The sequence below is a fragment of the Paraburkholderia sp. GAS334 genome (assembly GCF_050436625.1).
Lineage (GTDB): Bacteria > Pseudomonadota > Gammaproteobacteria > Burkholderiales > Burkholderiaceae > Paraburkholderia.
The window spans coordinates 114,214-140,652 of sequence record NZ_JBNDMO010000008.1 but is presented as its reverse complement, the minus strand read 5'-3'; the positions used below and the strand labels follow the sequence as shown (position 1 = coordinate 140,652).

21 protein-coding genes and 1 riboswitch are annotated in these 26,439 nt (G+C 61.8%); of the genes, 12 read left to right on the top strand and 9 right to left on the bottom strand.

Going from position 1 to position 26,439, the window contains the following annotated elements:
* The first annotated feature begins 254 nt into the window (after nucleotides 1–254).
* The 3 genes from P3T21_RS16790 (at nucleotide 255) to P3T21_RS16780 (ending at nucleotide 2,798) form a co-directional block, all read left to right on the top strand.
* On the top strand, nucleotides 255–1,580 hold the full coding sequence (locus tag P3T21_RS16790; RefSeq protein ID WP_429257050.1) for an EAL and HDOD domain-containing protein: 1,326 nt from the start codon (nucleotides 255–257) through the stop codon (nucleotides 1,578–1,580).
* 79 nt (nucleotides 1,581–1,659) lie between these two features.
* The gene (locus P3T21_RS16785) at nucleotides 1,660–2,223 is read left to right on the top strand and encodes a peroxiredoxin (RefSeq protein WP_429257049.1); all 564 of its coding nucleotides are present in this window, start codon (nucleotides 1,660–1,662) and stop codon (nucleotides 2,221–2,223) included.
* A gap of 110 nt (nucleotides 2,224–2,333) precedes the next feature.
* On the top strand, nucleotides 2,334–2,798 hold the full coding sequence (locus tag P3T21_RS16780; protein ID WP_429257048.1) for a hypothetical protein: 465 nt from the start codon (nucleotides 2,334–2,336) through the stop codon (nucleotides 2,796–2,798).
* 48 nt (nucleotides 2,799–2,846) lie between these two features.
* Here the strand turns inward: P3T21_RS16780 and P3T21_RS16775 are convergent, their stop codons facing one another.
* The 4 genes from P3T21_RS16775 to P3T21_RS16760 all read right to left on the bottom strand — a co-directional run bounded on the left by P3T21_RS16775 (nucleotide 2,847) and on the right by P3T21_RS16760 (nucleotide 12,080).
* Nucleotides 2,847–6,161: an efflux RND transporter permease subunit gene (locus P3T21_RS16775; protein WP_429257047.1), complete on the bottom strand. Its 3,315-nt coding sequence runs from the start codon at nucleotides 6,159–6,161 to the stop codon at nucleotides 2,847–2,849.
* Nucleotides 6,162–6,164: 3 nt separating this feature from the next.
* Nucleotides 6,165–9,299, bottom strand: a complete 3,135-nt coding sequence (locus P3T21_RS16770) for an MdtB/MuxB family multidrug efflux RND transporter permease subunit (protein WP_429257046.1) — start codon at nucleotides 9,297–9,299, stop codon at nucleotides 6,165–6,167.
* A gap of 17 nt (nucleotides 9,300–9,316) precedes the next feature.
* Complete coding sequence (locus tag P3T21_RS16765) at nucleotides 9,317–10,738, bottom strand: MdtA/MuxA family multidrug efflux RND transporter periplasmic adaptor subunit (RefSeq protein ID WP_429257045.1); 1,422 nt, start codon at nucleotides 10,736–10,738, stop codon at nucleotides 9,317–9,319.
* Nucleotides 10,739–11,243: 505 nt separating this feature from the next.
* Nucleotides 11,244–12,080 (bottom strand): IclR family transcriptional regulator, encoded by an 837-nt coding sequence (locus P3T21_RS16760; protein ID WP_429257044.1) that lies wholly within the window; start codon nucleotides 12,078–12,080, stop codon nucleotides 11,244–11,246.
* A 789-nt stretch (nucleotides 12,081–12,869) separates the two neighbouring features.
* Between P3T21_RS16760 and P3T21_RS16755 the strand changes: the two genes are divergently transcribed.
* The 4 genes from P3T21_RS16755 (at nucleotide 12,870) to P3T21_RS16740 (ending at nucleotide 17,299) form a co-directional block, all read left to right on the top strand.
* Nucleotides 12,870–14,267: an MFS transporter gene (locus P3T21_RS16755; protein ID WP_429257043.1), complete on the top strand. Its 1,398-nt coding sequence runs from the start codon at nucleotides 12,870–12,872 to the stop codon at nucleotides 14,265–14,267.
* Nucleotides 14,268–14,334: 67 nt separating this feature from the next.
* Nucleotides 14,335–15,318, top strand: coding sequence for a LysR family transcriptional regulator (locus P3T21_RS16750; protein WP_429257042.1), 984 nt, complete (start codon nucleotides 14,335–14,337; stop codon nucleotides 15,316–15,318).
* The gene (locus P3T21_RS16745; protein ID WP_429257041.1) at nucleotides 15,311–16,723 is read left to right on the top strand and encodes an aspartate ammonia-lyase; all 1,413 of its coding nucleotides are present in this window, start codon (nucleotides 15,311–15,313) and stop codon (nucleotides 16,721–16,723) included. The genes P3T21_RS16750 and P3T21_RS16745 overlap by 8 nt, the downstream gene beginning before the upstream one ends.
* A gap of 60 nt (nucleotides 16,724–16,783) precedes the next feature.
* Nucleotides 16,784–17,299: a prolyl-tRNA synthetase associated domain-containing protein gene (locus P3T21_RS16740; RefSeq protein WP_429257040.1), complete on the top strand. Its 516-nt coding sequence runs from the start codon at nucleotides 16,784–16,786 to the stop codon at nucleotides 17,297–17,299.
* A 251-nt stretch (nucleotides 17,300–17,550) separates the two neighbouring features.
* Here the strand turns inward: P3T21_RS16740 and P3T21_RS16735 are convergent, their stop codons facing one another.
* Nucleotides 17,551–18,249 carry an SDR family NAD(P)-dependent oxidoreductase gene (locus P3T21_RS16735; protein ID WP_429257039.1) on the bottom strand — a complete coding sequence of 233 codons (699 nt, stop codon included), beginning with the start codon at nucleotides 18,247–18,249 and terminating at the stop codon, nucleotides 17,551–17,553.
* A gap of 773 nt (nucleotides 18,250–19,022) precedes the next feature.
* On the opposite strand from P3T21_RS16735, the gene P3T21_RS16730 reads away from it, so the two are divergent.
* Together P3T21_RS16730 and P3T21_RS16725 are read left to right on the top strand one after the other, a co-directional pair.
* A complete protein-coding gene (locus P3T21_RS16730) occupies nucleotides 19,023–19,328 on the top strand; it encodes a hypothetical protein (protein WP_429257038.1) in 306 nt (101 codons plus the stop codon).
* Between the two features lie 423 nt (nucleotides 19,329–19,751).
* Complete coding sequence (locus tag P3T21_RS16725) at nucleotides 19,752–20,009, top strand: DUF4148 domain-containing protein (protein ID WP_429257037.1); 258 nt, start codon at nucleotides 19,752–19,754, stop codon at nucleotides 20,007–20,009.
* Between the two features lie 251 nt (nucleotides 20,010–20,260).
* Here P3T21_RS16725 and crcB read toward each other — a convergent pair whose 3' ends face one another.
* A complete protein-coding gene (gene crcB / locus P3T21_RS16720) occupies nucleotides 20,261–20,641 on the bottom strand; it encodes a fluoride efflux transporter CrcB (protein ID WP_429257036.1) in 381 nt (126 codons plus the stop codon).
* 76 nt (nucleotides 20,642–20,717) lie between these two features.
* Nucleotides 20,718–20,786, bottom strand: a riboswitch (Fluoride riboswitch).
* A gap of 168 nt (nucleotides 20,787–20,954) precedes the next feature.
* On the opposite strand from crcB, the gene P3T21_RS16715 reads away from it, so the two are divergent.
* Complete coding sequence (locus P3T21_RS16715) at nucleotides 20,955–21,335, top strand: DUF190 domain-containing protein (RefSeq protein WP_429257035.1); 381 nt, start codon at nucleotides 20,955–20,957, stop codon at nucleotides 21,333–21,335.
* A 50-nt stretch (nucleotides 21,336–21,385) separates the two neighbouring features.
* Here the strand turns inward: P3T21_RS16715 and P3T21_RS16710 are convergent, their stop codons facing one another.
* On the bottom strand, nucleotides 21,386–22,588 hold the full coding sequence (locus tag P3T21_RS16710) for an ammonium transporter (protein ID WP_429257034.1): 1,203 nt from the start codon (nucleotides 22,586–22,588) through the stop codon (nucleotides 21,386–21,388).
* Between the two features lie 412 nt (nucleotides 22,589–23,000).
* Between P3T21_RS16710 and P3T21_RS16705 the strand changes: the two genes are divergently transcribed.
* Complete coding sequence (locus P3T21_RS16705; protein WP_429257033.1) at nucleotides 23,001–24,632, top strand: sensor histidine kinase; 1,632 nt, start codon at nucleotides 23,001–23,003, stop codon at nucleotides 24,630–24,632.
* 47 nt (nucleotides 24,633–24,679) lie between these two features.
* Here P3T21_RS16705 and P3T21_RS16700 read toward each other — a convergent pair whose 3' ends face one another.
* Both P3T21_RS16700 and P3T21_RS16695 read right to left on the bottom strand, forming a co-directional pair.
* Nucleotides 24,680–25,006, bottom strand: a complete 327-nt coding sequence (locus tag P3T21_RS16700; protein WP_429257032.1) for a hypothetical protein — start codon at nucleotides 25,004–25,006, stop codon at nucleotides 24,680–24,682.
* A gap of 135 nt (nucleotides 25,007–25,141) precedes the next feature.
* Nucleotides 25,142–25,723: a DJ-1/PfpI family protein gene (locus tag P3T21_RS16695; RefSeq protein ID WP_429257031.1), complete on the bottom strand. Its 582-nt coding sequence runs from the start codon at nucleotides 25,721–25,723 to the stop codon at nucleotides 25,142–25,144.
* 211 nt (nucleotides 25,724–25,934) lie between these two features.
* On the opposite strand from P3T21_RS16695, the gene P3T21_RS16690 reads away from it, so the two are divergent.
* Nucleotides 25,935–26,414, top strand: coding sequence for a hypothetical protein (locus P3T21_RS16690; RefSeq protein WP_429257222.1), 480 nt, complete (start codon nucleotides 25,935–25,937; stop codon nucleotides 26,412–26,414).
* Nucleotides 26,415–26,439: the final 25 nt, after the last annotated feature.

Genomic DNA, 26,439 nt, shown 5'->3' with positions numbered 1-26,439 from the left:
CCCGCCGTTTCCGGTGGCGCGGCTCAGAGGCACGAGCCCGCCCATCAGAACGAGATAACGACCCTTACGCGAAAATCTTTAGCCGAAGGAGCAAAAAAGCAACGCATACCGGAAGCGCTTCCATGGGGGCTGTAATAAATTCCGGATTCGGTTACAGTTGCGCGGAAATGTCGTCGATGCGCCAGATCCCAGCAGAAGCGCAGGCACGCGATTCGCGCGCGCTGTGGTCCATCAGAATCCCATCTGCCAAAGACATGTCTGAACCGATCGAGACCGGATCAACTTCTGCGCGCGCTAATAGCGGCGCGGACCCGCAGGCGCCTGAGGGCGCCGTTGCGGCGTGCCAGTTTGCCTTTCTGGGCCGGCAGCCGATCCTCGACCGGACGGGCGCGCTATCCGCCTATGAGCTGCTGTTCCGCTCCGGCGAACAGAATTTCGCCGAAGTCAGCAACGACGCCGAGGCTACGGCGCACGTGGTCGCGCGCACGATTGGCGGTCTGGGCGTCCCGGCGGTGCTCGGCGAGCATCGTGGCTATGTGAACATCGGCCGGGAACTCCTCTTCGACGACATCGTTCATCTGATGGCGCCCGAGCGCTTCGTGCTCGAAATCCTCGAAACGGTCACCTTCGACGCCCGCGTGTTGAGGCGCCTCGGCCAGTTGCGCCGCGCCGGTTTCCAGATCGCGCTCGACGACGTGGTCGAACTCTCCGATGCGCTGCTCGCGGTGCTGCCGCATACGGACATCGTCAAGGTCGACTTCCTGCTGACCGACCGCGCGAAGCTGCCCGAGCTGGCGGCGACGATCAAGCGCCTCGGCAAGACGCTGCTCGCGGAGAAGGTCGAGACACACGAAGACTTCGCGCTCGCCGTTGAACTGGGCTTCGATCTGTTCCAGGGCTACTTTTTCGCCCGGCCGCAGGTGCTGAGCGCACCACGTCCGCGCCCTTCGCGTGACGCGCTGTTGCGGCTGCTGGCGCTGCTCGCGCGCGAGCCTGACATTGGCGAAATCGAAGACGAACTGAAGCGCAATCCAAGCGTCGTCGTGCAGTTGTTGCGACTCGCGAATTCGAGCGCGTTCGGGCTCGGACGCGAAATCTCGTCGTTGCGCCAGGCGATCACCGCAACAGGCACGCGGCAGATCGCGCGCTGGACCCAGCTGCTGCTTTATGCGGACGGTCGCGACCTGCCGTGGCGCTCCGATCCGCTCGTGCAACTTGCAGGCACGCGTTCGCGCTTCATGGAGCTGACAGGCAACTGGCTGCGTCCGTTCGACGACCGTTTCTCCGACGCGGCCTTCATGACCGGCATCTTTTCGCTTGTGCACGTGGTGGTCGATTCGACGCCGGAAAGCACGCTCAACCGCCTCGGCCTCGCGCCGGAGATTCGCGATGCCATTGTCCACTACGCCGGTCCGCTCGGCACGCTGCTGCGCATTACCGAGACGATCGAGCAGGGCGGGGATGTGGACGCCATCGCGTGTGGAACCCCACTGCCGGAGTTTGCCGGGCTCACACCCGACGTGCTCGCCGAGTTGAGCCTTTCTGCAGCGTCGTGGATCGGCGCGCATACTGACGTCTGAACGCAGCATGGCGGGCACGGTGATCAGGCCTGATTCGTGCCTGCCATGCTGCACATCAGTCGCTCGAAAGGAATCCATGATGAAACGAAAAAAATGGCCGTGGATGGCGGCCGCCTGTCTGTCAGCGGCCTTTTCGCTGCATGCGCTCACCGCCAGCGCCACGCTGAAACCGGGCGATACCGCGCCTGACTTCAAGACGCAGGCTTCGCTGGGCGGCAAGACATACACGTACGAACTCGCCGACGCGCTGAAAAAAGGCCCTGTCGTGCTGTATTTCTACCCGGCCGCGTTCACGACGGGTTGCACGATCGAAGCGCACGAATTCGCGGATGCAGTCGACGAATACAAAAAGTACGGCGCAACGGTGATCGGCGTGTCGCACGACAATATCGAAACGCTCACGAAGTTTTCGGTCAGCGAATGCCGCAGCAAATTCCCCGTAGCCGCCGACGAGAACAGCAAGATCATCGACTCGTACGATGCGGGGCTGCCGATGCATGCATCGATGGCGAACCGCGTGTCGTACGTGATCGCACCCGACGGCAAGATCATCTATGAGTACACGAGCCTCTCTCCAGAACAACACGTCGGGAACACGCTGAAAGCCGTGAAAGAGTGGGCCGCGACGCACAAGCCGCAGTGACGGTGTCGTGCAGATGAAGCGCGGCGGGTGATTCCGCCGCTTTGCATTTGTGCGCGCTGCTTTTGTGGTTGCTTTACCGGCGCGTTGTATCCGTATCGAGGTGATGCTGAATGCCGATTCTGGTTCTGCTAATTGTCTTTATCGCGCTGATCTATGGCGCGGTGCGGGCGTTCGATTATCTGTCGCTGCAGTTTGGTCTGGGCGTGGCGGTGGGGGTGGCGACGGTCGTCAGCATCGCTGTGCTGCTGGCGATCGCGTGGTGGTGGCGGCGTCGCCGCGAAGTGGCCGCGAATGTCCACGGTGGCGACTGGACGCATGAACTGAAGGGCGAGTGGGGCGAGGTGAAACTGGCCGCCGCGAAGCGGTTCATGACGGTGCGGGTCGGCGATACCGTCGGTCAGTATATTTTCGCGGATCTTGTGAAGGCCGAAGCAGCACGCGCCGCGAACGGCTGGCAGGTGGCGCTGACGGTCAAGGATGCGATGCAGCCGGTCTGGCAATTGCCGATGACGAGCGATCGGCAGGCGAAACAATGGGCGAGGATTTTTGCGCTCGCGGCCGCGCAAAAGCTCTGACTTCGGGACAGCACGCGACGCCTTTAACAAAGGCGCCGCGCTTCGTTGTTATTCCACCGCCGGCGTCGTACCGCCGCGACGCCGTTCACGCCGCGCATTCCAGCGCACGCGAATCCGGTCCATGTACAGATAGACGACCGGCGTCGTGTAGAGCGTGAGCATCTGGCTCACCATCAATCCGCCCACAATCGCGATGCCGAGCGGCGCACGCAGTTCAGCGCCTTCGCCGCTGCCGAATGCGAGCGGCAGTGCGCCGAGCAGCGCAGCGCACGTCGTCATCATGATCGGCCGGAAGCGCAAGAGACATGCCTGGAAGATCGCGTCGCGCGAAGACAACCCCTGGCGCGACGCTTCAATCGCGAAGTCCACCATCATGATCGCGTTCTTCTTGACGATACCGATCAGCAGGATCACGCCGATCAGCGCGATGATGCTGAACTCCGTCTTGAAGAGCAGCAGCGCGAGCAGCGCCCCGACACCGGCTGAAGGCAGCGTCGACAGAATCGTCAGCGGATGGATATAGCTCTCGTAGAGCATCCCGAGCACGATATAGACGGCGGCAAGCGCGGCGAGAATCAGGATTGGCTGATCCGACATCGATTGCTGGAACGCCTGCGCGGTGCCCTGGAAGCTGCCGCGGATCGTGCCCGGCACGCCGATCTCGGCCATCGTCTGGTAGATGATGGCGGTGGCCTGCGATAGCGACTTGCCCGGCGGCAGGTTGAATGAGATCGTCGACGCGACGAACTGGCTCTGGTGATTCACCGACAACGCTGTATTGCCCGGCTCGAACTTCGCGATGGCCGACAGCGGAATCATTGTTTCCTTGGACGTTGACACCGCCGCGCCCGACGACGCGCTCGATTTGCCACTCGCGGCAATCGAGTTGGTCGCCTGGTTGCGCGCGGAGTCGGCTGCGATCGCGGCGGCGCTCGAAGCCGTCGTGCCTGCCGTGCCGCCGGATTTCGCGCTCGTACTGGTGGCGGCCGATGTCACCGTGCCGGCGGTCGCGTTCGTGGTCTGCGCGCCGCTCGCGCTGCCGCCCGATGTACTGACCCAGATCTGGTTCAGCATGTCCGGGCTTTGCCAGTACTTCGGCGCGACTTCCATCACGACGTGATACTGGTTCAGCGGGTTGTAGATCGTCGATACCTGGCGCTGGCCGAACGCGTCGTACAGCGTGTTGTCGATCTGCGAGGGCTTGATGTTCAGGCGCGCCGCGGTCGCGCGGTCGATCGTGACCATCGCTTCGAGGCCGCCTTGCTGCTGGTCCGAGTTGACGTCCGCGAGTTCAGGGCGATGCTGGAGCGCTTCCGTCAGCTTCGGCACCCACGTGTAGAGATCGGACGTCGAATCCGACAGCAGCGTGAACTGGTACTGCGCGTTCGACTGCCGGCCGCCCACGCGGATGTCCTGCACCGCCTGCAGGAACGTGCGCACGCCCGCGACGTCGCCGAGCGGCGCGCGCATCTGCTGGATCACCTGATCGGCGGAAATGCCGCGCACGCTCTTTGGCTTGAGCGTGACGAACATGAAGCCCGAATTGGTCTGCCGGCCGCCGGTGAAACCGACCACGCTGTCGACAGCCGGGTTCTTCTGCACGATCGCCATCATCTCGGAGAACTTCACCTTCATCGCCTGGAACGACGTGCTCTGGTCCGCCTGAATGCCGCCGACCAGCCGGCCGGTATCCTGCTGCGGGAAAAAGCCCTTCGGCACGATGATGTAAAGCCAGACGTTCAGGCCGATGGTCGCGATCAGGATGGTCACAATCAGGCGCGGATGCAAGAGCGCCCAGCCGAGCGTGCGCTCATAGCCCCGCTGCATCGACGTGAAACCGCGTTCGAGCCAGCGTCCGAGGCGACCTTCTTCCTTCTGTTCGTGATGCTCGCGCAGCAGACGTGAACACATCATCGGCGTGAGCGTCAGCGACACGAGCAGCGACACGCCGATCGCCAGCGACAACGTGAGCGCGAACTCGCGGAACAGCCGCCCGACGATGCCGCCCATCAGCAGGATCGGCAGGAACACGGCGACGAGCGAGATACTGATCGACATCACCGTAAAGCCGACTTCGCGCGCGCCGACAAACGCGGCTTCCATGCGCGACTTGCCGTTTTCCATGTGCCGCGAGATATTCTCGAGCACGACGATCGCATCGTCGACGACGAAGCCGGTCGCGATCGTCAACGCCATCAGCGACAGGTTGTCGATCGAGAAGCCGAGCAGGTACATCGCGGCGAACGTGCCGATGATCGAGATCGGCACGGCCACGCTCGGAATCAAGGTGGCGCGCCAGTTGCGCAGGAACAGGAACACCACCATCGTAACGAGCGCAACCGCGATGATCAGCGTGCGCTCGGTATCCTTCAGCGACGTGCGGATCGTGGTCGAACGATCGGCGGTCGGGATCACGTCGACGTCGGCGGGCAGCGACGCTTTCAACTGCGGCAGCATTGCCTTCACGCGATCGATCGTCTCGATGATGTTCGCGCCCGGCTGGCGATACAGGATCACGAGCACCGCGCGCTTGCCGTTGATGAGGCCGAGGTTGCGCAGATCCTCGACCGAATCGACCACCTCCGCGACATCGGACAGATGCACCGCCGCGCCGTTGCGATAGGCGATCACGAGGTCTTGGTACTGCGCGGCCTTCGTCGCCTGATCGTTGGTGTACAGCTGCACGTGGTTCGGGCCGAACTCGATCGAGCCCTTCGGACTGTTCGCATTCGCCGCGGCGAGCGCGGCGCGCACATCCTCGAGACCGATGCCGTAGTGGAACAGCATCTGCGGTTCGAGTTCGACGCGCACGGCCGGGTTGGCCGAACCGCTCACATCGACTTCGCCGACGCCATCGACCTGCGACAGCGACTGCTGCAGGACAGTGGCCGCCGAGTCGTAAAGCTGGCCGGCCTGTAGCGTATTCGACGTGAGCGCGAGCACGAGAATCGGCGCGTCGGCGGGATTGACCTTGTGATACGTCGGGTTGCTGCGCAGGCTTGCCGGCAGATCGGCACGCGCGGCGTTGATCGCGGCCTGCACGTCGCGCGCGGCGCCGTCGATGTCGCGATTCAGGCCGAACTGCAGCGTGATGCGCGTGGAGCCGACCGAACTCGTCGACGTCATTTCGGACACGTCGGCAATCGAACCCAGATGGCGTTCGAGCGGACTTGCGACGCTCGTCGCGACGGTATTCGGGCTCGCGCCCGGCAGACTCGCCTGCACGGAGATCGTCGGGAAATCGACCTGCGGCAAGGGTGCCACCGGCAGCTTCACGAACGCGAAACAGCCGGCGAGCGCGATGCCGATCGCGAGCAGCGTCGTCGCGACGGGGCGGGAAATGAACGGACGCGACAGGTTCATCGCTCAGTTCCCCGCGTCGGTGGCCGGCGGCGGCGCGTCTTTCGGCGCATCGCCACGATGGAAGCGGGCACGTGCGCGACGCGCCAGCGAATCGAAGCCGAGATAGATCACGGGCGTGGTGAACAGCGTCAGCAACTGGCTCACGATCAGACCACCTGCAATGGCGATCCCTAGCGGATGGCGCAGCTCGGAACCCGCGCCGGTGCCGAGCATCAGCGGCAGCGCGCCGAGCAGCGCCGCGAGCGTCGTCATCAGGATCGGACGGAAGCGCAACAGGGCGGCCTGATAGATTGCCTCACGCGGAGGTTTGCCGTGATCGCGTTCGGCTTCGAGCGCGAAGTCGATCATCATGATCGCGTTCTTCTTCACGATACCGATCAAGAGCACGATACCGATGATGCCGATGATGTCCAGATCGTGCCCGGTGATCAGCAGCGCGAGCAGCGCGCCGACACCCGCTGACGGCAGCGTCGACAGGATCGTGATCGGATGAATGAAGCTCTCGTACAGCACGCCGAGCACGATATACATCGTGACGATCGCGGCGAGGATCAGGAACAGTTCGTTCGACAACGACGCCTGGAACGCGAGCGCCGCGCCCTGGAAGCGCGTCTGGAATGACGCGGGCAGGCCGATATCCTTTTCTGCCTGATCGATCGCTTTTACCGCTGCGCCGAGCGATGCGCCCGGTGCCAGGTTGAACGAGACCGTCGTAGCCGGGAACTGGCTCAAATGGGTGACGAGCAGCGGCGACGGTCGCTCATGGAAGCTCGCGATCGAGTTCAGCGGCACCTGTCCGCCCGAAGCGGTGGAAGAGGGCAGATAGATCGAATTCAGCGATTCGATGTAATGCTGCATCGTCGGCTGCGCTTCCAGAATCACGCGGTACTGGTTCGACTGCGTGAAGATCGTCGAGATGATGCGCTGCCCGAACGCGTCGTAGAGCGCGTTGTCGACGGTGGCCGGCGTGATGCCGTAACGCGCGGCCGTGGCGCGATCGATTTCGACGTACACCGACTGACCGTTTTGCTGCAGATCGGTGGCCACGTCCGCGAGTTCCGGCGACTGCTTCAGCCGGTCGACCAGCTTCGGCACCCACGTCGCGAACTCGGTGATGTTCGGGTCGGTCAGCATGAACTGATACTGCGTCGGGCTGACGGTCGAATCGATCGTCAGATCCTGCACCGGCTGCATGTACAGCGACACGCCCGGGATATGCGCGACGTCCTGCTGCAACTGGCGGATCACGTTGCTCGCGGTGTTGCTGCGTTCGTCGCGCGGCTTCAGGTTGATCAGCATCCGGCCGCTGTTCAGCGTGATGTTGCTGCCGTCGACGCCGATAAACGACGTCAGGCTTTCCACGTCCGGGTTCGTCAGGATCTGCGCGGCGAGTGCCTGCTGACGCTCGGCCATCGACTGATACGACACCGACTGCGGCGCCTGCGTGATCGCCTGGATCACGCCCGTGTCCTGCACCGGGAAGAAGCCCTTCGGAATCACCACATACAACAGCGCGGTGAACACCAGCGTGAGCACGGCGACGACGAGCGTCGAGCGTTGACGGTCCAGCACCCACGTAAGCGCGACGGCATAACGGCCGATCACGTAATCGATGAACTGGTGCGCTCTCGCCTCGAAGCGATGGCTTTCCTTCGGCGGCGTGTGACGCAGCAGCTTCGCGCACATCATCGGCACGAGCGTCAGCGAGACGACGGCGGAAATCACGATCGTCACGGCCAGCGTGATCGCGAATTCGTGGAACAGGCGGCCCACCACGTCGCCCATGAAGAGCAGCGGGATCAGCACGGCGATCAGCGACACCGTCAGCGAAATAATCGTGAAACCGATCTGTTTCGAACCCTTTAACGCTGCTTCCAAAGGCGGATCGCCTTCCTCGACATAGCGCGCGATGTTCTCGATCATCACGATCGCATCGTCGACCACGAAGCCGGTCGCGATCGTCAATGCCATCAGCGAGAGGTTGTCGAGTGAGAAGCCGCACAGATACATCACCGCGAGCGTGCCGATCAGCGACAGCGGCACCGACAGACTCGGGATGATCGTCGCGTAGATGTTCGCGAGGAACAGGTACATCACGAGCACAACGAGTACGACCGACATCAGCAGTTCGAACTCGACGTCGCGCACGGAGGCGCGGATGGTCGTCGTACGGTCGGTGACGACCTCGACGTCGAGCGCGGCGGGCAGCGACTGCTGCAACTGCGGCAGCAGCGTCTTGATGTTGTCGACGACCTGGATCACGTTCGCGCCCGGCTGGCGCTGCACGTTCAGGATGATCGCGGGCGTGTTGTTGACCCACGCGCCGAGCTTCGTGTTTTCCGCGCCCTGCACGATGTTCGCGACGTCCGTCAGCATCACCGGGCGGCCGTTCTTGTACGCGACGACGGCGCTCTTGTATGCCTCAGCGTCGGTTAGCTGGTCGTTTGCGTTGATCGTGTACGAGCGCGTCGGGCCGTCGAAATTGCCCTTCGGCGTGTTGACGTTCAGGTTCGAGATCGTGGTGCGCAGGTCGTCCAGATTCAGACCGTACGACGCAAGCGCGCGCGGATTCGCCTGGATCCGCACAGCAGGCCGCTGGCCGCCCGAGAGACTCACGAGACCGACGCCCGCTACCTGCGAGATCTTCTGCGCGAGACGCGTGTCGGCGAGATCCTGTATCTGCGTCAACGGCAGCGTTTTCGACGTGATGGCGAGCGTGATGATCGGCGCGTCGGCGGGATTGACCTTCGCGTAGATCGGCGGCGCGGGCAGGTCGGACGGCAGCAGGTTGCCCGCCGCGTTGATCGCGGCCTGGACTTCCTGCTCGGCGATATCGAGCGGCAGATCGAGACTGAACTGCAGCGTGATGATCGACGAGCCCGCCGAGCTTTGCGACGACATCTGGTTCAACGACGGCATCTGCCCGAACTGCCGTTCGAGCGGCGCGGTGACGGATGACGTCATCACGTCCGGGCTCGCGCCCGGATAGAAGGTCTGCACCTGGATCGTCGGATAGTCGACTTCCGGCAGCGCCGACAGCGGCAGAAAGCGCAGCGCGACGAGCCCGACCAGCATGATCGCCGCCATCAGCAGGGCGGTGCCGACCGGACGCAGGATAAAAGCGCGGGATGGGTTCATGCGATATCAGCCGTACCTTATTCCGCCGACGCTTGCGACGCCTGCTTGTGACGATGAGCATGCGCGCCGGATGCGCCGGAAGCCGCGGCGGCGCCCGATGCACCCGCACCGGATGCACCCGAAGCGCCCTTCGGCCTGTCCGCCGGAATGGTGATCTTCGCGCCTTCGCGCAGGCGGTCCGAACCGTCGATCACGACGCGTTCGCCAACCTGCAGACCTGATTTGATGCTGGTGCGTTCGCCGTCGACCGGCCCGACCTTCACCGGCCGCACGGTGACCGTGTTATCCGGCTTAACGACATACACGAACTGTCCCATCGAGCCGTTCAGCACCGACGAAGTCGGCACGATGACCGCGTCCTTGATGACGTCGACGAGCAGGCGCGTATTGACGAACTGGTTCGGGAACAGCAGGCCGTTCGGGTTCTGGAACGTTGCACGCAGCTTGACGGTGCCGGTGGTGGTGTCGATCTGGTTGTCGATGGTTTCGAGGAAGCCGGCTTCGAGTGAAGTCGTATTGCTGCGGTCATACGCTGTAACCGACATCTTCGTGCCGGTGCGGATCTGTTTCGTGATCGCCGGCAGGTTGTCTTCGGAGGTCGTGAACAGCACGCTGATCGGCTGAAGCTGCGTGATGACGACGATGCCGTTCGTATCGCCCGGCGTTACATAGTTGCCCGCATCGACCTGGCGCAAACCGACACGTCCGGACACCGGCGCGGTAATACGCGCGTAGACGAGGTCGAGCATGAAGGTATTGATGTTCGCCTGGTCCGACTTGACCGTGCCTTCGTACTGTCTGACGAGCGAGGCCTGCGTGTCGACCTGCTGGCCCGCGATCGAGTCCTGCGACAGCAGCGTCTGGTAGCGCTTCAGGTCGAGACGCGCGGTTTGCAGCAACGCCTGATCTTTCGCGAGCGTGCCCTGCGCGTTGTCGAGGGAGATCTGATATGGACGCGGGTCGATCTGTGCGAGCACGTCGCCCTTTTTGACCATCTGACCTTCCTGGAAGGCGACCGTCTGCAGGATGCCGCTCAACTGCGTACGCACGGTGACGTTCGCCAGCGGCGTGACCGTGCCGAGCGCAGTCAGCACAACGGGCATTTCGCCCTGCTTCGCCGCGGCGACGTGGACCGGCTGCGGCACGTTGGCCTGATTGGCGCCGCCGCGGCCGCCACGACCCGCAGAGGCACCGCTGGCGCCGCCAGGCGCTGCGGCGCCGCTCGGGGCGCCCCATGGATGCCAGCGCACCAGCACGATGCCCGCGATCACCACCACCGCGACGATCAGCGCGATCATGCGGCCCCGGTGGCGCTTCGGGCCGGGCGGTATGTCGCTGCCGGTGCCGCCCGGGCCGCCGGCAGTGTCAGTGGCGCCGGGCGGTCGTTGAGCGGGATCAAGGCGGCGCGGCGTTTCCGAAAGCTTTTGTTGTTCGTCCATCGGTTCAGTCAGGTGGCTGGCTTGGAATATGGAATGGGGCAAGGCGCGATACGCGGCACATGCACGGCATCACGGGTTGCAGACGACCGGTTGCAGGCTACCGGCCGCGGGCGGCCGGTAGCGGACGGCGTTCGGTCGTCCGCACACGATGTGCCGGCCCTCACGCATCGGCCGTAGCGTCGACATCCGTGCCTGCGCGATGCTACGCGAGGCGCGGGGAAAAGGGGTTACACGTGTAATGTTCGGCAGGGGCAAGAGGCCAGCGCGAAGGCCGCTTTGGGCCACACTGCGTCCCGCGCCGGAGACCGCGTGGGATGCTTGCGTAACCCCTTGATCCGCATGCGGTGAGCCGCCCGGCAAGCCGGCGGCGCTGCCCGCCGCGCCTGAAAGCATGATGCTACGTCCCGTCCCTTGTTACAGTCCAGCGGCGTATTTTTCGTTTGATTACCCTGGTTACAGATGTGCAAGGTGGGAGATACCGGCACGCAGCGTTTTCGTCATCGCGTCAGGTATCGAGTCGCCGGCCGGGCGTGCCGCCGATCTCATAGACGATTTTCTCGATGCATTCGAGGAGGGCGGGCGCCGCGCGTTCCATCAGCCATTCACGCGGGCATTGGTGAGCGGAGCCGCCGCAGTTGACCGCATAGCGTTCCCCCGACGGTCCGATGAAGCCCGCCGCGATCGCGTTCAGGCCTTCGTGCCACTCGCCCACGGCAATCGCATAACCCTGCGCGGCGGTTTCCTGCAACGCGGTGTGCAAGCGGTTGCTCAGGTGGCCCCAGTCGTCGCCGGTGGCGGCCTGCACGCCGGTCAGCAGCTTGTCGCGTTCCGCGTCGCTGAGCGCGGCCAGATACGCCCGGCCGACTGCCGTGCGGCACATGTCCATCCGCGATCCCACTTCGAGACGCGATACGAGTACAGCCGAGCGCGGCCGGATCGCGTCGATCACGACCATGTCGAGCCGGTCGCGCACGGCGAGATGCACCGACAGCGAAGTGCGTTCGGCCAGTTCGATCAGGAAGGGCCGCGAGCGGGCGCGGATATCGAAGTTGCGCAGAAAGCCGTTGCTCAGTTCGAGCACCGATGACGTCAGCACAAAGCGCTCGCTGTCGGGCAGACGAAACAGGAAGCCGGCGCCGACGAGCGTCGCGGTGATCCGCGACACGGTCGGCTTGGGAATACCCGTCAATTCGGTCAGCTCGCGGTTGCTGAGCGGCGCATCGGCGGCGGCGATCCGCCGGAGGACGGTGAGGCCACGCGCCAGCGCTGTCACTTCGTCGCCGGAGCCTTCCTTTTCCTGAAGGGGATCAGCGTTGCCGATGGACGTGAGTCGCTTGTTCATGTCGTTTTTATGGAACTGTATTTCAATTTAATCGCTCTGGTCGACCCGTCATCCGGGCTGCGCAAAACCCTGCGAAGCCCATTCAAACAGCGTCTCCAGCGGTTTTCTTATGAAGATTCATTGTATCGGAAGGTTCAGTGCGCACGCGCACGCGTGGGCTACTTTTTGCTTGACTTAGTCAGCTTAAACATAAAAAATGGAACCTCATTTCGAAAGACGAGCTACTCATCTTTGTTTTGAATCTTTTTGTCGCATGGCTGAACGGCACGGAGTGCGGATTCAGGCTGGAGCTTAAGGGTTTAGGCAGAGCCGGATGGGCAAGATCGAATTTCGGATCCCGTCTCTCAGGTTCTAGCACGGCCCTCGGAATGGCTAGAACTTTTTAAGGCGCCACGGTTACGTGGCGCTTTTTTTTCGTCCGTATTGCGGCACAACAAGGTCTGCGGCATTCATAAAATGCCCCTTTGCGTGCAACAAAGTCTGCGGGTTTCCTCCCTTTTATGCCACGTTGCAGCAATTCCGGGCTGCGCTGTCACGTCGAGGTCGATGCGCAAACCGCCCCGCATTGGGTGCCCGGTTTTCGATATTGGCGACAGTATTGACGCCCAATCCGGCGGCACGGCTACCCGTCGCTTCCTGGTGTTTGTGCAACTTCAACACGGCTGGGTCTCAGTATTAGAATTAGTGATACTAGGTCGCGACATGCTGTTTTCTTGAATTCGTCACCATAAACTGGTTTCCAAGGCGCTGCTGACTTGAGCGCCAGAACGAGAGACACAGGAGACGATTGTGAACAAACAGGTGTTGCTGGAGGATTTGCCGCTGCGCCCATTCCACGTGGGCGTCGCGTTTAGCGGAACGGGCGGCCAGTTCAGTGATGGTTTCGTGCTGGGGATTATCGGTATTGCCGTCAGCATGGCTGCCGGTCCGCTTCATCTCGATGCTCTCTGGATGGGACTGCTCGGGGCGGCGTCGCTTGCGGGACTCTTTTTTGGCAGCATGCTGGCGGGCCCGATTGCGGACAAGTATGGCCGCCGGACGATTTTTGCGTTCGACATGTTGCTCTTCGCGGTAGTCTCAGCCGCTCAGTATTTCGTGACGTCACCTGCACAGTTGCTGGTCTTGCGCCTCGTGCTCGGGTTCATTCTCGGCGCCGACTACGTTGTAAGCAAATCCCTTGTGACGGAATATTCGCCTCGTCGCTATCGTGGACGTCTGCTTAGCGTGCTCGCGGCGGCTTGGGCCGCCGGGTACGTCGGTGCCTACCTGGCCGGCTTCGCGATGCGGGATATCGGCCCTGACGCATGGCGCCTCATGCTTGCAGCAAGTGGAGTTCCGGCCTTGCTGATTCTTCCGTTCCGGCTCGTCGTGCCCGAATCGCCGATGTGGCTGATGAAGCGAGGTCGCGGCGATGAAGCGCTTGCCATCATCCGTCGCAAGTTCGGTAGAGAGGTCATGCTTTCGAAGCCGACCGTGGCGCCTCAACAGCGTCGCGGCGCCTGGTCGGAGCTGTTCTCGCCGCGTTGGCGCAAGAACACTATCGTTGGCTGCGTCTTCTACACGTGCCAGGTGATTCCTTACTTTGCGTTGGGCACCTTTTCACCGAAGGTTCTTGAGGCTCTGCAAGTAAAAGACAAGTTCGTGGGCGGCCTCGTCTACAACATCCTGCTCTTTGCTGGCGCAGTGATTGGCCTGCTGCTCATCGATAAGCTCTCCCGTCGCACATTCCTCATCGGGACCTTCTACTTTGCGGCGTTTGCCCTGGCTGTGCTCGCCTACGCCAGCTTTGGACCCATCGGCACGATGCTGGCGTTCGGGCTCTTCGCATGCATTCTGTCGGCCGCAGCAAACCTCGAATTCGTCTATCCGCCCGAACTCTTCCCGACGCACCTTCGAGCATCTGGCGTCGGCCTGGCCGTCGCCTCAAGCCGCTTCGGTTCGGCCATCAGCACATTCCTGCTGCCGCTCGCAGTTCAGCACGTTGGCATTCACGCTGCATTGGGTGTCTGTGTTGCGGTGCTGCTGTTCGGCGGAGTCTTCTGTCATATGCTGGCTCCGGAAACTGGTGAGGAAAACCTCTCGGACGTAAAGTCCGATGCTGCTGGAGAAGACCAACCGATAGCTGAAGAGCGACATGACACATCCATCGCTACCTCAGCGTTGGGCCGCAGCAAAACACGGTTCTGATTGCCCATCGAAAGCCGGCGGTCCGGACGCGAGAACACAGGCCAGTACGCTCTTGTCAGGACGCGCCATGTCGCCAAACAAACCCATCGATATGCATGCAGTACAGGTCTTTGTCGCCGTCGCCGAAGAGGGAAGCATGTCCTCGGCGGCAGCCAGGCTGGGTATATCTCAATCTGGCGTATCGCAAATCATTCGGCAACTCGAGGAAGAACTGGGCGTCGTGCTGGTGAACCGCACGACGCGGCCACTGGCGCTAACACCCTTTGGCATTGCACTTAGGAATCGAGGCGCCGTTTTAAGCGAAGAGATTGCAAATCTGAAGGCACAGGTTGTCGAAGCCGGCCGCGGCATCAAACCGGACCTGCGCATCGGACTGGTCGATTCGTTCGCGTCTACTTGCGGCTCGGTATTTACGAAAAACCTGCTGGGAAAAGTTTCACAGTTGTCGATACGTACCGGATTGAGTCCGCAGCAGGGAGAGGCACTCCTGCGCCGCGACCTGGACCTGATCGTCACGAGCGACCCGCTGATAGACGCCAATGATGTAGTTCGGTATCGACTTTTTTCGGAGCGCTACTTTGTCATAACGCCGAAGGAGCACAGAAAGCCCGTGCGAACCATCGAGGATGTGCGAGCGCTTGGCAACAGTCTGCCCATCGTTCGTTTCAATCGCACATCGCAGGTTGGAATGCAGATTGAGCGGTATTTGCGACGGATTGAAGTACGACTTCCGAACCGGCTTGAACTGGACAACGCCGATGCTTTGACTTCAATGGTCGCGGAAGGAATTGGATGGGCCATCACGTCCCCGATGTGTCTTCTTCAGGGAGTGACCCATGCAGGAAACGTTGCGACCCATGTGGTTGAGAAGTTGGGACTGGAGCGCTCACTCTATCTGGTGGCGCGCCGGGACGAATACAACGCTTTCTTCGATGACGCTTGCGATACAGCGCGCGAGGTAATTGAAACGTCATTCATGCCGAGGCTGAAAGCCTTAGGCGGAGAAATAGAGAACCTTATTACCGTTGGCGAAAGGAATTCCTATGAATAAGCTCACTCAAGGTGAACAAAGAATTGAACGTGACCATGTCGGCGAGGTCACCATTCCAGCTGACAAGCTGTACGGAGTTAACACGGTTCGCGGCGTTGACAACCTCACGGTTTCGTCTCTGAGCATCGCTCACTACTCGCAGTTCCGGGACGCTTTCGCCCAGGTCAAGTGGGCTGCTGCGCTGGCCAACCGCGACAACGAGGTCGTAACCAGAGAGCAATGTGAGGCCATCGTCAAAGCGTGCCAGGAAGTCATCGAGGGGCACTTTGACTCTTCGTTCGTGGTCGACCTGATGGAGGGGTCCGGCGGGACATCCACCAACATGAACTTCAACGAGGTCATCGCCAATCGCGCCCAGCAGCTTTTGGGTCATGCAGCCGGAAACTATGAAGTGATTCATCCGAATGACCACGTCAACCTGTCCCAATCTACGAACGACGCCTATCCGGCGGCGTTGAAAATTGCGACGTACGCAATGCTCGACCCGTTAATCAAAGAGGTCACGCAGCTTGCAGCACTGTTTGATAGCAAGGCCACTGAGTTCGCTGACGTGCTGCATCTGGGCCGGACCTGCCTGCAGGACGCCCAGCCGATGCGACTGGGTCAACTCTTCGGCGGCTACGCGTCTCTGACGGAGCGTCTGGCAGAGGAACTTGTGGCGGTCCGCGACAAGCTCCGAACACTTCCTTTGGGCGGCACCGCAATTGGCACCGGCTTCGGCGCGCCCGCGGGTTACCGTGCCAATGTGTACACGCACCTTCGCAGCATCACTGGTGTGGATTACCAGGCACCGGCGAATTCGTTCGATGCAATGCAGAACATGGATGTGTTCTCACGCGTTTCAGCTGAACTTCGTACTTGCGCTGTTTCTCTCGCAAAAATCGCGTCTGACCTGACAGTCCTGTCGTCGGGTCCTGTCGGCGGCCTTGGAGAGCTGAAGCTGCCGGAAGCGCAGGCCGGGTCATCCATCATGCCGGGTAAGGTCAATCCTGTCCTGCCGATGGCGATGATTCAGCTGAGCTTTGCGGTTGTTGGAAATGACGTTGCAGTTGCGCAGGCAGTGCAGTATGGCGAACTGGAAATCAACCATTTCGAGCCCGTGGTCGCGTCGCGCGTTTTCGACAGCATCGCGCTGCTCACAAACGGCATTCAGCGCTTCGCGCAGAAGTGCGTCACGGGCATCAAGGCTGATGTTGCGCGCAACGAGCAGCATTTGATGGAATCCATGGCAGTTGCCACGGCACTGGTTCCGAAGATTGGCTACGCTCGTGTAAGCAAGCTTGCGCGCCAATCCGTGGCCGAAGGTCGCTCTTTGGTCTCGATTCTGGACGAGTCCGGACTGCTTTCTAAGGAAGACACCGTCGCGGCAATCCGCAAGGCGTCGTATCCAGTGTTTGACGCGTAAGCGTTCGCTGCGAGCGAGCCGACCTGGAGCCGCTCCGGGTCGGCTCGCTCTTCACTCTATATGAACGACAGCATGCCAGGAAAAGACGAACTACTGAATCTCCTGAAACAAAGGGATATACCGTTTTTCTGCGAGGAGCATGATTCGGTGCTCAATATGGCCGAGTCTGAGAAGTTGACGCTTTCGCTGGATGGTGCACGCTGCAAGAATCTGCTCCTCCAGGATAAGAAGGGCCACCACTTTCTTGTAGTGACAACCGCTACGAAGTCGCTAGACCTGTCTGCGGTCGCCGAAGCGCTGGGCAGCAAGCGGCTTTCGTTCGCATCCGCAGACAAGCTCTTCGAGTTGCTGGGGATACGTCCCGGCTCTCTGAGCCCCCTCGCGTTGGTCAATGATGAAGCCAAACGTGTACGACTCGTCATCGATTCGGAACTGGCCGGAGAATCAACGTTTCTGTTCCACCCGCTTGAGAACAATGCAAGTGTCTCGCTTTCTCGAGCTGGATTGGATGAGTTCCTCGCGAGCGTAGACCACCCTGCAGATTGGCTGGTCTTCGCTGGACGTGCATCCGATTAGAGCCATCCATCCGACGTTGGTGATTTTGTCGCCGCGCAGCCGGGGCCTCAAGCCGCTTGCGCCAGTGGCCGTGCCACGTGTCCCCGCACTCCGCTTCCTCGGTCTTTTTGCTTGATTCAGCGAGTCAAACGACTCGCTGGTGGCGGTTACGGTATAACCGACATAGTTCTTGAGCCGGCGCGGAGGGGGTACGAAGCTTTCGGTGTTAATGCGAAGCCGGCTCTTTCTCCGTTCCACGGTCGAGATGCGCGCTAAAACTTCTCTACCCAAGGACGAAGTTCTACCTCCCATGTCCACGCACTACGATGCTGGCGATGGATATGGAGGTATTCCATGGCGATGGCGTCAGGGTCCAACCATTTGTCGTCATGGCTGGCATCGTCCGGTTGAGGACGGCTACTGGCGATGCCGCCGTCGATGACAAAATGCGCTACATGAATATTTTTCGGAGCGAGTTCTCGCGCCATACATTGGGCCATCCCCCGCAACGCGAATTTGCCCATTGCAAATGGCGTCGAACCGGGTAGACCTTTCACGCTCGCCGTAGCGCCGGTCAGGAGAATGGTGCCGTTGCCGCGGGCCAGCATTCGAACCGCTGCGGCCTGAGCTACGAGAAAGCCACCGATGGCGGTCACCTTAAGCGCATCCTCAAGTTTCTCTGCCTCGACATCTTCGACAGCCGCGCGATAGCGGCCGCTCGCGTTGTACACAACGAGGTCAGGAGCGCCGAATGCGTCTTCTACGTGGTCAAAGAGTGCCTTGACATCGTCCGGCCGACTGGCGTCGCAATTCAAGGCGAGAGCGCCCGTCTCGTCGACGAGGTCCGTCAGCTTGCTGGTATCGCGGGCTGCGAGCGCGACGTGCATACCTTCTGCCGCAAACAGTCGCGCGAGCGAAGCACTCAATCCCTTTCCCGCACCCACAATCAAAGCAGTCTCAGTTCGACTCATGATTCCTCCGGATTCAGTAGGAGCGGCGCGGCAGCGTATGCCGTGCCGTGAGTACCTGTTCGCGCCACGCCTCGCTGATTGTAGTCGCTCGTCCGGAACGACTGCGTCCGGTCGCTTTCTGCGGTGCCATGTTAACGAAACGCGGAAGCCTGCGATGCGAGCGTGGACTTGCCTGGGTTCCGGCGCTTTATCTCCGCGACGTACGGCCCCGATGTTGCGCCGCGGGTTTGTGAGTTGTGAAACCGACTGTTTCAAGGGTGCTGGCCGGATGAAATGACGCACTCATCGAAACAAATCATCAGGGGCGCTTGCCCCATTTTCTCTCGCAATTGCGCACGTCTCAGACACCTTGCCATACCATGCGCCGCTTATGCGCATTGCTCCGAGATTTGCGTGAACAACGTCAGTGATGCTACGCGTTGACTGCTAGTCCAGGCAAACGTATTGCACCCTGTTGGGATCGTCCGGTCTGATTGCTCTGAGCCGACAAGGCTGCAAGCTCATACGACACGTTTCGTTACACACAAATACATCGGTAATTCCCGCTCTCGATAGCGTGGTCTCAAGACCAACGGGTGGGGCATTCCATGAAGAGAATCCTTGTGTTGACGCTAGTGTCCATATGTCTGGGAAGCGCATTGAGCGGCTGCATTATCGTTCCAGAAGGCGGCGAATATCACCACCATCACGACTACGAGCTCTACTAATGGAAGCAGGGTCTCCGTGGAAGCAGCCGCACTGACCTGCCTATACCTATTGGAAAGGAGGACAGAATGAACATCACATCCAGTCGTCTGTTCGCCATAACCCTCGTTACGGGTATTGGCATCGGTGTATCGTCCGTCGCACTCGCGCACGTCGACGTTGGCGTTGGTATTGGAGTGCCGGCGCCAACGTATGCGCCGGCACCACCCTACGTCGAGCCGCAACCGGAGTATGCCCAACCTCCGGGTGTTGTCGTCGTGACACCGGGCTGGTACGGTGACAGGTACTATGACGGACATCGTTATTGGGCGCGTCGAGAGTGGGAGGAGCGCCATCACGATTGGGCGCGAGGTGATTGGCGTCACGACCACTAACGCAGCCTCGGGCGGAGCGGGCGGTGAATCGTTCCCCTCATCGTGTGCGCTCCCGTAAGCGATTACGACGCGACCCCGGCCGCTCCGGATTTGCCGCTTCGCGATTATCCTGTTAATCACTGCCTCAGCGGCCTATAACAGAACTGCAGCATGGTTCTTATTGGCTAGCGGATTTACAACGTCCTGCCACCAGCGTACTTATTGCGCACCGTTCTGCTCCGCCCGGTACCAGCCTCGCGTCATTGCCCACATAGTCATCTGATAAGTTCGGTATCTTGCACAGGGCGTGCCAGAAACCGGCTTTGGATCCGCTCGCCTCGACGGGAACGTACGGGTCGTCGGCGAGGCCGCGTCGACATTGTCTGGAACGGCCGCTCTTGCCTGGTTCGAGAGACCGAACCATATTACGTGGAGTACATAGATATGAACCCGCTCAGATTCGCAGCAGTTAGTGTCGCCGCTCTCGCATTCGGGTATGTTCAGGCTCAGGATATGTCGCCTGCAACGCCGGCCACCAGTCCCGCTGTGTCTTCGACAGAGTCTGCCGGGGGTGTCCCGGCCACGACCAGCGAGACAGGCATGTCAATGGGCAAAACCCGGGCTCAGGTCTATCAGGAATATGTGCGCGCGCGCCAGTCGGGTGAACTCGACAAGATAAACCAGCAATATGGAGGGGAATAACGACAGGGGGTGTGCGATTCCAGGGTAGCCAACCGTTTCAAGCTCGCCCGAACGCGTCAGGCGGCAAACGGTCGGCAATTGCTATCACACGTCGCACGCGGCTATCCGAAAGGCAAGCTCCGTTCTTGCCATGTGACAGTGAACAGGATGAGGGCGACCCGAGGTGCGAAGAGCCGGTGAATCAGCCAACCCACGAGCAGCCGTTCTAGCGCGACCGCGGCGATTCAAAGCCCGACCGCGTCACAACGCACTCACCGTGTAACCAGCGCAACCGTCCCGAGACCCAGCAGCGTCATCGCCAGCGAACTGCCGACGTGAATCGCGATCTCGGCGGCGGCCCAGCCGGGACGGCCCAGCTGAAGATGGGCGACCACTTCGGCGGAGAAGGTCGAGAACGTCGACAGTCCGCCCATCAGGCCGGTGATCACGAACAGCCGCCATTCGGGCGCGATGCCCGGATAACGTGCGAACACCGCGACCGCGATGCCGATCACATATCCCGCGATGATGTTCGACGCGAGCGTGCCGAGCGGCAATACAGGCAGCACGGCATTGAGCCGCAGACCCAGAAACCAGCGAAGAAGTGAACCAAGTGCGCCGCCGATTCCGACGGCAAGAATGGACAGATACATTGTTGTTAGAGGTCCTGGCAGGTCGATAAACCGGATCGTTTGCGGGCAGACATGGCGCTGCCCGCCGGTCTCCCGGGCGAGGGCAGGCATCATCAGCCACGAGGGCGGTTTAGGGACAACGGAGAATGCCATCTCCGGCCGGCAGTCTATCACCGGGGCGGCTGTCCGGGCGAGCGGCGATGGGCTTCGCGCGCGAAGGTGTCGCGTCGTGAACGGCGTAAACTAGAGTAAAGCGAGACGCCTGCCGCCGTTAGGATCCACGCCTCGACGACGGGCGCGCCGTCGTATCCTCGCCCCTCGCCGGAGGCCACTCATGAAGGGCTACCAACTCACGTTCTACACGGAACAGAACCGGCGGCACGGCCGGCAACCCGTGATCGACTGGCTACTCGCGAAGGCAAAACATACCGGCATTCAGGGCGCGACCGTGATCGCCGCCACCGAAGGCGTCAGTCATGCGGGCGTCCATCACGCCGCGCGTTTTTTCGAGCTGACCGATCAGCCGATGCAGGTCATTTTCGCGGTCACGGAAATCGAATCGGAGTTGATGCTCGACGCAATCCGGCGCGAAAACGTACACGTGTTCTACACGCGCTGTCCAATAGAGTTCGGCGTGCTAGGCGGCGACCAGCCGGCGCCGCGCAGGGCGAAGCTTTTTTCACTGTTCCATCGGGTACACCGTCCGGCGCATTGAACCGGGCCGGCCGGTGTTGAGCCGATATTCAGCCAGAAATCAGCCAGAAATCAGCCGACCGCTTCACGCTCGGGCGTCGATGTGATCCGGTGAATTGACAGGTCAGCGCCGTTGAATTCGTCTTCCTGGTCGAGCCGCAGGCCGACTGTCACGCGGATCGCGCCGTAGACGGCCGTACCACCCAGCGACGCCACGACAACGCCGCCCAGCGTACCGACGATCTGCGCGCCCAGCGATACCCCACCGAGTCCGCCGAACGCGTGCAGTCCGAAAATCCCTGCGGCAATGCCACCCCACGCGCCGCACAGGCCGTGCAGCGGCCAGACGCCGAGCACGTCGTCGATCTTCCAGCGGTTTTGCACGCACGTGAACATGTAGACAAACAGCGCGCCCGCGATGCCGCCCGTCACCAGCGCGCCGAGCGGGTGCATCACGTCGGACCCGGCGCAGACCGCGACCAGCCCGGCGAGCGGTCCGTTGTATGTGAAGCCAGGGTCGTTGCGGCCCGAGACCCACGCAGTCAAGGTGCCGCCGACCATCGCCATCAGCGAGTTGACGGCGACGAGGCCGCTGATTTTGTCGATGGTCTGTGCGCTCATCACGTTGAAACCAAACCAGCCTACCGCCAGCACCCACGCGCCGAGCGCGAGAAAGGGAATGTTCGACGGCGGATGGGCGGCGATGCGCCCGTCGCGATGGTAGCGTCCGTGGCGCGCGCCGAGCAGCAGCACGGCGGGCAGCGCGACCCAGCCGCCGAACGCATGCACCACCACGGAGCCCGCGAAATCGTGGAACGGCGCGCCGAACGTCGAGGCGATCCAGTTCTGGATACCGAACCGGCCATTCCACGCAATACCCTCAAAGAACGGATAGACGAAGCCGACCAGCACGAACGTCGCGAACAGTTGCGGGTTGAATTTCGAGCGTTCGGCGATGCCACCTGAAACGATCGCCGGGATGGCGGCCGCGAAGGTCAGCAGGAAGAAGAAGCGCACGAGCGCGTAGCCGTTGTGGGCGGCGAGGACATCGGCGGAATCGTAGAACTGCACGCCGTACGCAATCGTGTAACCGATAAAGAAATAGGCGATCGTCGATACCGAAAAATCGACGAGGATTTTCACCAGCGCGTTGACCTGATTCTTTTTACGCACTGTTCCCAGTTCGAGAAATGCGAAGCCCGCATGCATCGCCAGCACCATGGCGGCGCCGATCAACAGAAACAGCGTATCGGTGCCGGTCTTCAAGCTTTCCATCCGTGAGTCTCGCTTTGCGCAAAAACCGGGCACGGAACGCAAGAAGTGGGCCAAATAGGGGCCCGTTGCGGTTTATCGCGGTGCATGCTGGCACCAGTATGGTTTTTGCCGGCATTCTTCGTTTCGAAGACGACCTTGAAACGAAACTAAAATGCACCATGAAGGTGCTTTTGGCTTATAAGTGGGCGCGGTGTGTCTCGTATCGGGGCAATATCTTCGATTTCGTTTACGCGCTGATTCGATTTGCTGACGACAGCATTTCAGCGACGCTTCACCTTTCGCGCTTACGTGAAGCCGACGACCGCCTGTCTCCAAACGAGACGAAACGGCGCCTTTGTCATCCCGTGCAAACGCCGACATAATGGCCGTCCCGGAGCGGCGTCCGCCGCATCTGGACCTTCCTTTCGCGCGCATGAGACTGACCACCAAAGGCTTGTTGCTGATCGCGATTCCCGCGCTGTTCGAACTGGCGCTGCTGGCAGGCGTCGTCGAGGCCCAGGCCGACGCGGCCAATGCGGAGCGCTGGGCGATTCACAGCCAGGACGTGCTGCGTCACACCACCGCGATCCTCGATCCCGTGCAGTTCGAATCCGTGCGTCTACGCGGCTCGGCCGTCTCCGGCGACGCCGGCGCGGCCACACCGATCGCGATGTGGATGGACATCGACCGACGGATCGACCAGCTCGTCGAACTGGTCGCGGATAACCCGTCGCAGGTCGAGCGCGCCGTGCAGATTCGCCAGGCGATCCAGTCTTACCGGCAATGGTCCGACCGGATTCAGGATCTGCTGCGCTCCGGGCGACGCGCCGAAGTGCTCGACCGTTTTCGCGACCCGACGGCGGAAGCCGTGCTCGATCGCGTCCGCACGCGGATCACTGCGTTCCAGCAGGAAGAGCGGCGTCTCGATATCGCACGTACAGCGGCCGCTGCGACGGCGCGCGAGCGTCAGCAAATGCTGGTCGTCGCGGCGGTGCTCGGTTCGATTCTGTTCGCCGGGATTGCGTTTGGGCTTTTGGCGCGCGGTCTGCGCGGGCGGCTTGCCGCGCTGTCCAGCAATGCGCAACGTCTTGCGCGGAACGAGCCGCTCGCGCCGCTTGCCCCAGGCACGGACGAGATTGCGCGGCTCGACGTGACGCTGCACGAAACCAGCCGGCGCCTGCTCGAAGCCGATCGCCTGCAGGCGCGTTTCCAGTCCGATCTCGCCCGGCGCGCAGGTGAACTCGCACGCATCAACGAGACGCTGCGGCAGCAGACGCAGGAAAACGAGATGTTTATCCACAGCGTGTCGCACGATCTGCGCTCGCCGCTCGTCAATCTGCAGGGCTTTTCGAAGGAACTGATCCACGCGTGCGACGACCTGCGCGCGGCGGTGCGCGCGTCGTCGCTGACCGCGACGCAGCGCGGGCACATCGAACGGCTCATCGACGAAGACATCAGCGAGGCGCTTCGCTACCTGCAGACGGCCGTGCTGCGCGCATCGCACATCATCGACGCGTTGCTGCGCCTGTCGCGCGTCGGACGCGTGGAGTACCGGCAACAGCATGTTGACGTCGCCGATATCGTGCAACGCGTGATCGACGCGATGCAGGTGTCGATCCGGGCGCGCGGCGCGCAGATCATCGTGCGCGAACTGCCGACGGTATGGGGCGACGCGACGGCGCTCGAACAGGTGTTCGGCAATCTGATCGGCAACGCGGTGAATTATCTGAATCCGTCGCGCGAAGGGCGTATTGAGATCGGCACGACGCCGGCGCCCCCCGGCGTGCATTCACTGCGGATTTTCTACGTGAGGGACAACGGACTCGGCATTCCGGAAGTCGCACTGCCGCGGCTCTTCAACGCGTTCCAGCGGCTGCATGGCAACGTGGCGCCAGGCGAGGGGGTCGGACTCGCGCTCGTGCGACGGGTGGTGGAGCGGCACGGCGGCCGCGTCTGGGCGGAGTCGGTGGAAGGCGCCGGAACGACGTTTTATCTGTCGTTGCCGGAGGCCGCAAGGGAGACGCGCGACGTGCCTGACGTCGCCGTCAGTGAAGCGAAAACCTAGGACGCGACTTCACGCGCGGCCCTGGGACGTGGCCCGAGGATGTGGCGTTAGGACGCGGCGAAGAGCCGGCGCGGTTTCAGTAACCTGCTGCCGCGCACCGACCAGTAGCAGGCGACGGCGATCAGCATCAGGGCACCCGCCATGACCGTATGCGGCGCGAGACGCAGCCCGGCAATGTCTTCGAGCGCGAAAACGCCGCGCTGGAGGAGTAGCAGCGCGGACCACAGCGCGAGGGCGGCCTGCACGAGCAGCCGCGTTCCGGTCAGGCGTCGCACGCGGTTTTCAAGCGACCAGTTGGCGCGCGCGCGCGTGCAGAAAAATGCGATCGTCATCAACGCGACCGCAAGGATGATCATCCAGTCTGTCAGTTCCATCGAAAGGCTCTCAAAAGTCGACCGGCGACTATAGGCAAGCGCGTTCTTCGGAAAAATCAGACGGGTCTCAAATGGCAGGGCAGGGAAGATGACGGCGGCCGGGCTGCGGTCCGGCCGCAGCCCAACTGAGGCGTTCTACAGTTCGATACGCGTGCCGAGCAGCACGAGGAACTGGCGGATCCATTCCGGATGCGCCGGCCAGGCCGGCGCGGTGACGAAGGGCGCATCGGTCACGGCGGCGTCGATCGGGATATCCGCATAATCAGCGCCGGCCATTTTCACTTCGGCGGCACAGGCCGGGTAAGCCGAGATCCGCTTGCCGCGGATCACATCGGCGGCGGCGAGCAACTGGGCCGCGTGACAGACTGCCGCGATCGGCTTTTTTGCTTCGGCGAACTGGCGCACGATGTCGATCACTTTCGGATTCATCCGCAGATATTCCGGCGCACGGCCTCCGGCGATCGCGAGCGCGTCGTACTGGGTCGGATCGACGTCGTCGAAGGTGGCGTTGAGTGCGAACTGGTGGCCTGGCTTCTCGGTGTACGTCTGATCACCTTCGAAATCGTGAATCGCGGTCTTGATGCGGTCGCCGGCTTTCTTGCCGGGGCACACCGCATCAACGACATGGCCAATTGCCTGCAGCGCCTGGAACGGCACCATCGTTTCGTAATCCTCGGCGAAATCACCGGTCAGAAAAAGGATCTTCTTCGCTGCCATCGCATGCCTCCAGTTGTGGGTGGAACACATCGAACGTTCACGCAGTCTACTCCATCGTCCTTGACAGAACCACGACGGACGAGCGCAATGAACAGCGGGAAAAGCCTGCGAAAAGCGGGGCGAAAAGCGCGTGTAACAGGCCGTTCGCGCTACGGCGTATCATTACGGCGTTTCCGTATACCGAAGCCGCGCCACGCGGCTCACTCCTGTGATGATCTCTATTTACACCCACCCTGTGATTCGCCGCACGGCCTTTGCACTGGCGCTGCTCGGCGCGCTTGCCGCGTGTCAGAAAAACGATGCGTCGGCGGGGCAGGTCGGCGGCAAGCTCGACGACGCAGCGCAGGCCGCGGGCCAGAAACTCGACCAGGCCGCGAGCTATGTCGGCCAGCAGGTCGACGCCACGCGCGCGACCGCCGAGCAGAATCTCAATTCCGCCGCGTCGGCACCGACAATCAGGATCGATCCTGCCGGTCTCGCTTCGTCGGCGCAGGCCAACCTGCAGGGCGCCGCCAGCGCTACGGGCGCGGCGATCGATCACGCGGCTTCGATGACGGGGGAAGGCCTGCAGACGGCGGGACGCAAGCTTCAGCAATGGTCGAATCAGAGCGCGGGCACTTCGTCGTCGGCTTCGACGTCGACGTCCACCTCGACGGATTCGACCGACGCCCAGAAGCAGATGGACAAGTGAGTGTGATTTGACGCAGCCGTTAAAT

Excerpts from the sequence above, each read along its gene's own strand:
- P3T21_RS16790 (WP_429257050.1), top strand. The coding sequence starts at position 255 with ATGTCTGAACCGATCGAGACCGGATCAACTTCTGCGCGCGCTAATAGC.
- P3T21_RS16785 (WP_429257049.1), top strand. The coding sequence starts at position 1,660 with ATGAAACGAAAAAAATGGCCGTGGATGGCGGCCGCCTGTCTGTCAGCG.
- P3T21_RS16780 (WP_429257048.1), top strand. The coding sequence starts at position 2,334 with ATGCCGATTCTGGTTCTGCTAATTGTCTTTATCGCGCTGATCTATGGC.
- P3T21_RS16775 (WP_429257047.1), bottom strand. The coding sequence starts at position 6,161 with ATGAACCTGTCGCGTCCGTTCATTTCCCGCCCCGTCGCGACGACGCTG.
- P3T21_RS16770 (WP_429257046.1), bottom strand. The coding sequence starts at position 9,299 with ATGAACCCATCCCGCGCTTTTATCCTGCGTCCGGTCGGCACCGCCCTG.
- P3T21_RS16765 (WP_429257045.1), bottom strand. The coding sequence starts at position 10,738 with ATGGACGAACAACAAAAGCTTTCGGAAACGCCGCGCCGCCTTGATCCC.
- P3T21_RS16760 (WP_429257044.1), bottom strand. The coding sequence starts at position 12,080 with ATGAACAAGCGACTCACGTCCATCGGCAACGCTGATCCCCTTCAGGAA.
- P3T21_RS16750 (WP_429257042.1), top strand. The coding sequence starts at position 14,335 with ATGTCGCCAAACAAACCCATCGATATGCATGCAGTACAGGTCTTTGTC.
- P3T21_RS16745 (WP_429257041.1), top strand. The coding sequence starts at position 15,311 with ATGAATAAGCTCACTCAAGGTGAACAAAGAATTGAACGTGACCATGTC.
- P3T21_RS16740 (WP_429257040.1), top strand. The coding sequence starts at position 16,784 with ATGAACGACAGCATGCCAGGAAAAGACGAACTACTGAATCTCCTGAAA.
- P3T21_RS16735 (WP_429257039.1), bottom strand. The coding sequence starts at position 18,249 with ATGAGTCGAACTGAGACTGCTTTGATTGTGGGTGCGGGAAAGGGATTG.
- P3T21_RS16730 (WP_429257038.1), top strand. The coding sequence starts at position 19,023 with ATGAACATCACATCCAGTCGTCTGTTCGCCATAACCCTCGTTACGGGT.
- P3T21_RS16725 (WP_429257037.1), top strand. The coding sequence starts at position 19,752 with ATGAACCCGCTCAGATTCGCAGCAGTTAGTGTCGCCGCTCTCGCATTC.
- crcB (WP_429257036.1), bottom strand. The coding sequence starts at position 20,641 with ATGTATCTGTCCATTCTTGCCGTCGGAATCGGCGGCGCACTTGGTTCA.
- P3T21_RS16715 (WP_429257035.1), top strand. The coding sequence starts at position 20,955 with ATGAAGGGCTACCAACTCACGTTCTACACGGAACAGAACCGGCGGCAC.
- P3T21_RS16710 (WP_429257034.1), bottom strand. The coding sequence starts at position 22,588 with ATGGAAAGCTTGAAGACCGGCACCGATACGCTGTTTCTGTTGATCGGC.
- P3T21_RS16705 (WP_429257033.1), top strand. The coding sequence starts at position 23,001 with ATGAGACTGACCACCAAAGGCTTGTTGCTGATCGCGATTCCCGCGCTG.
- P3T21_RS16700 (WP_429257032.1), bottom strand. The coding sequence starts at position 25,006 with ATGGAACTGACAGACTGGATGATCATCCTTGCGGTCGCGTTGATGACG.
- P3T21_RS16695 (WP_429257031.1), bottom strand. The coding sequence starts at position 25,723 with ATGGCAGCGAAGAAGATCCTTTTTCTGACCGGTGATTTCGCCGAGGAT.
- P3T21_RS16690 (WP_429257222.1), top strand. The coding sequence starts at position 25,935 with ATGATCTCTATTTACACCCACCCTGTGATTCGCCGCACGGCCTTTGCA.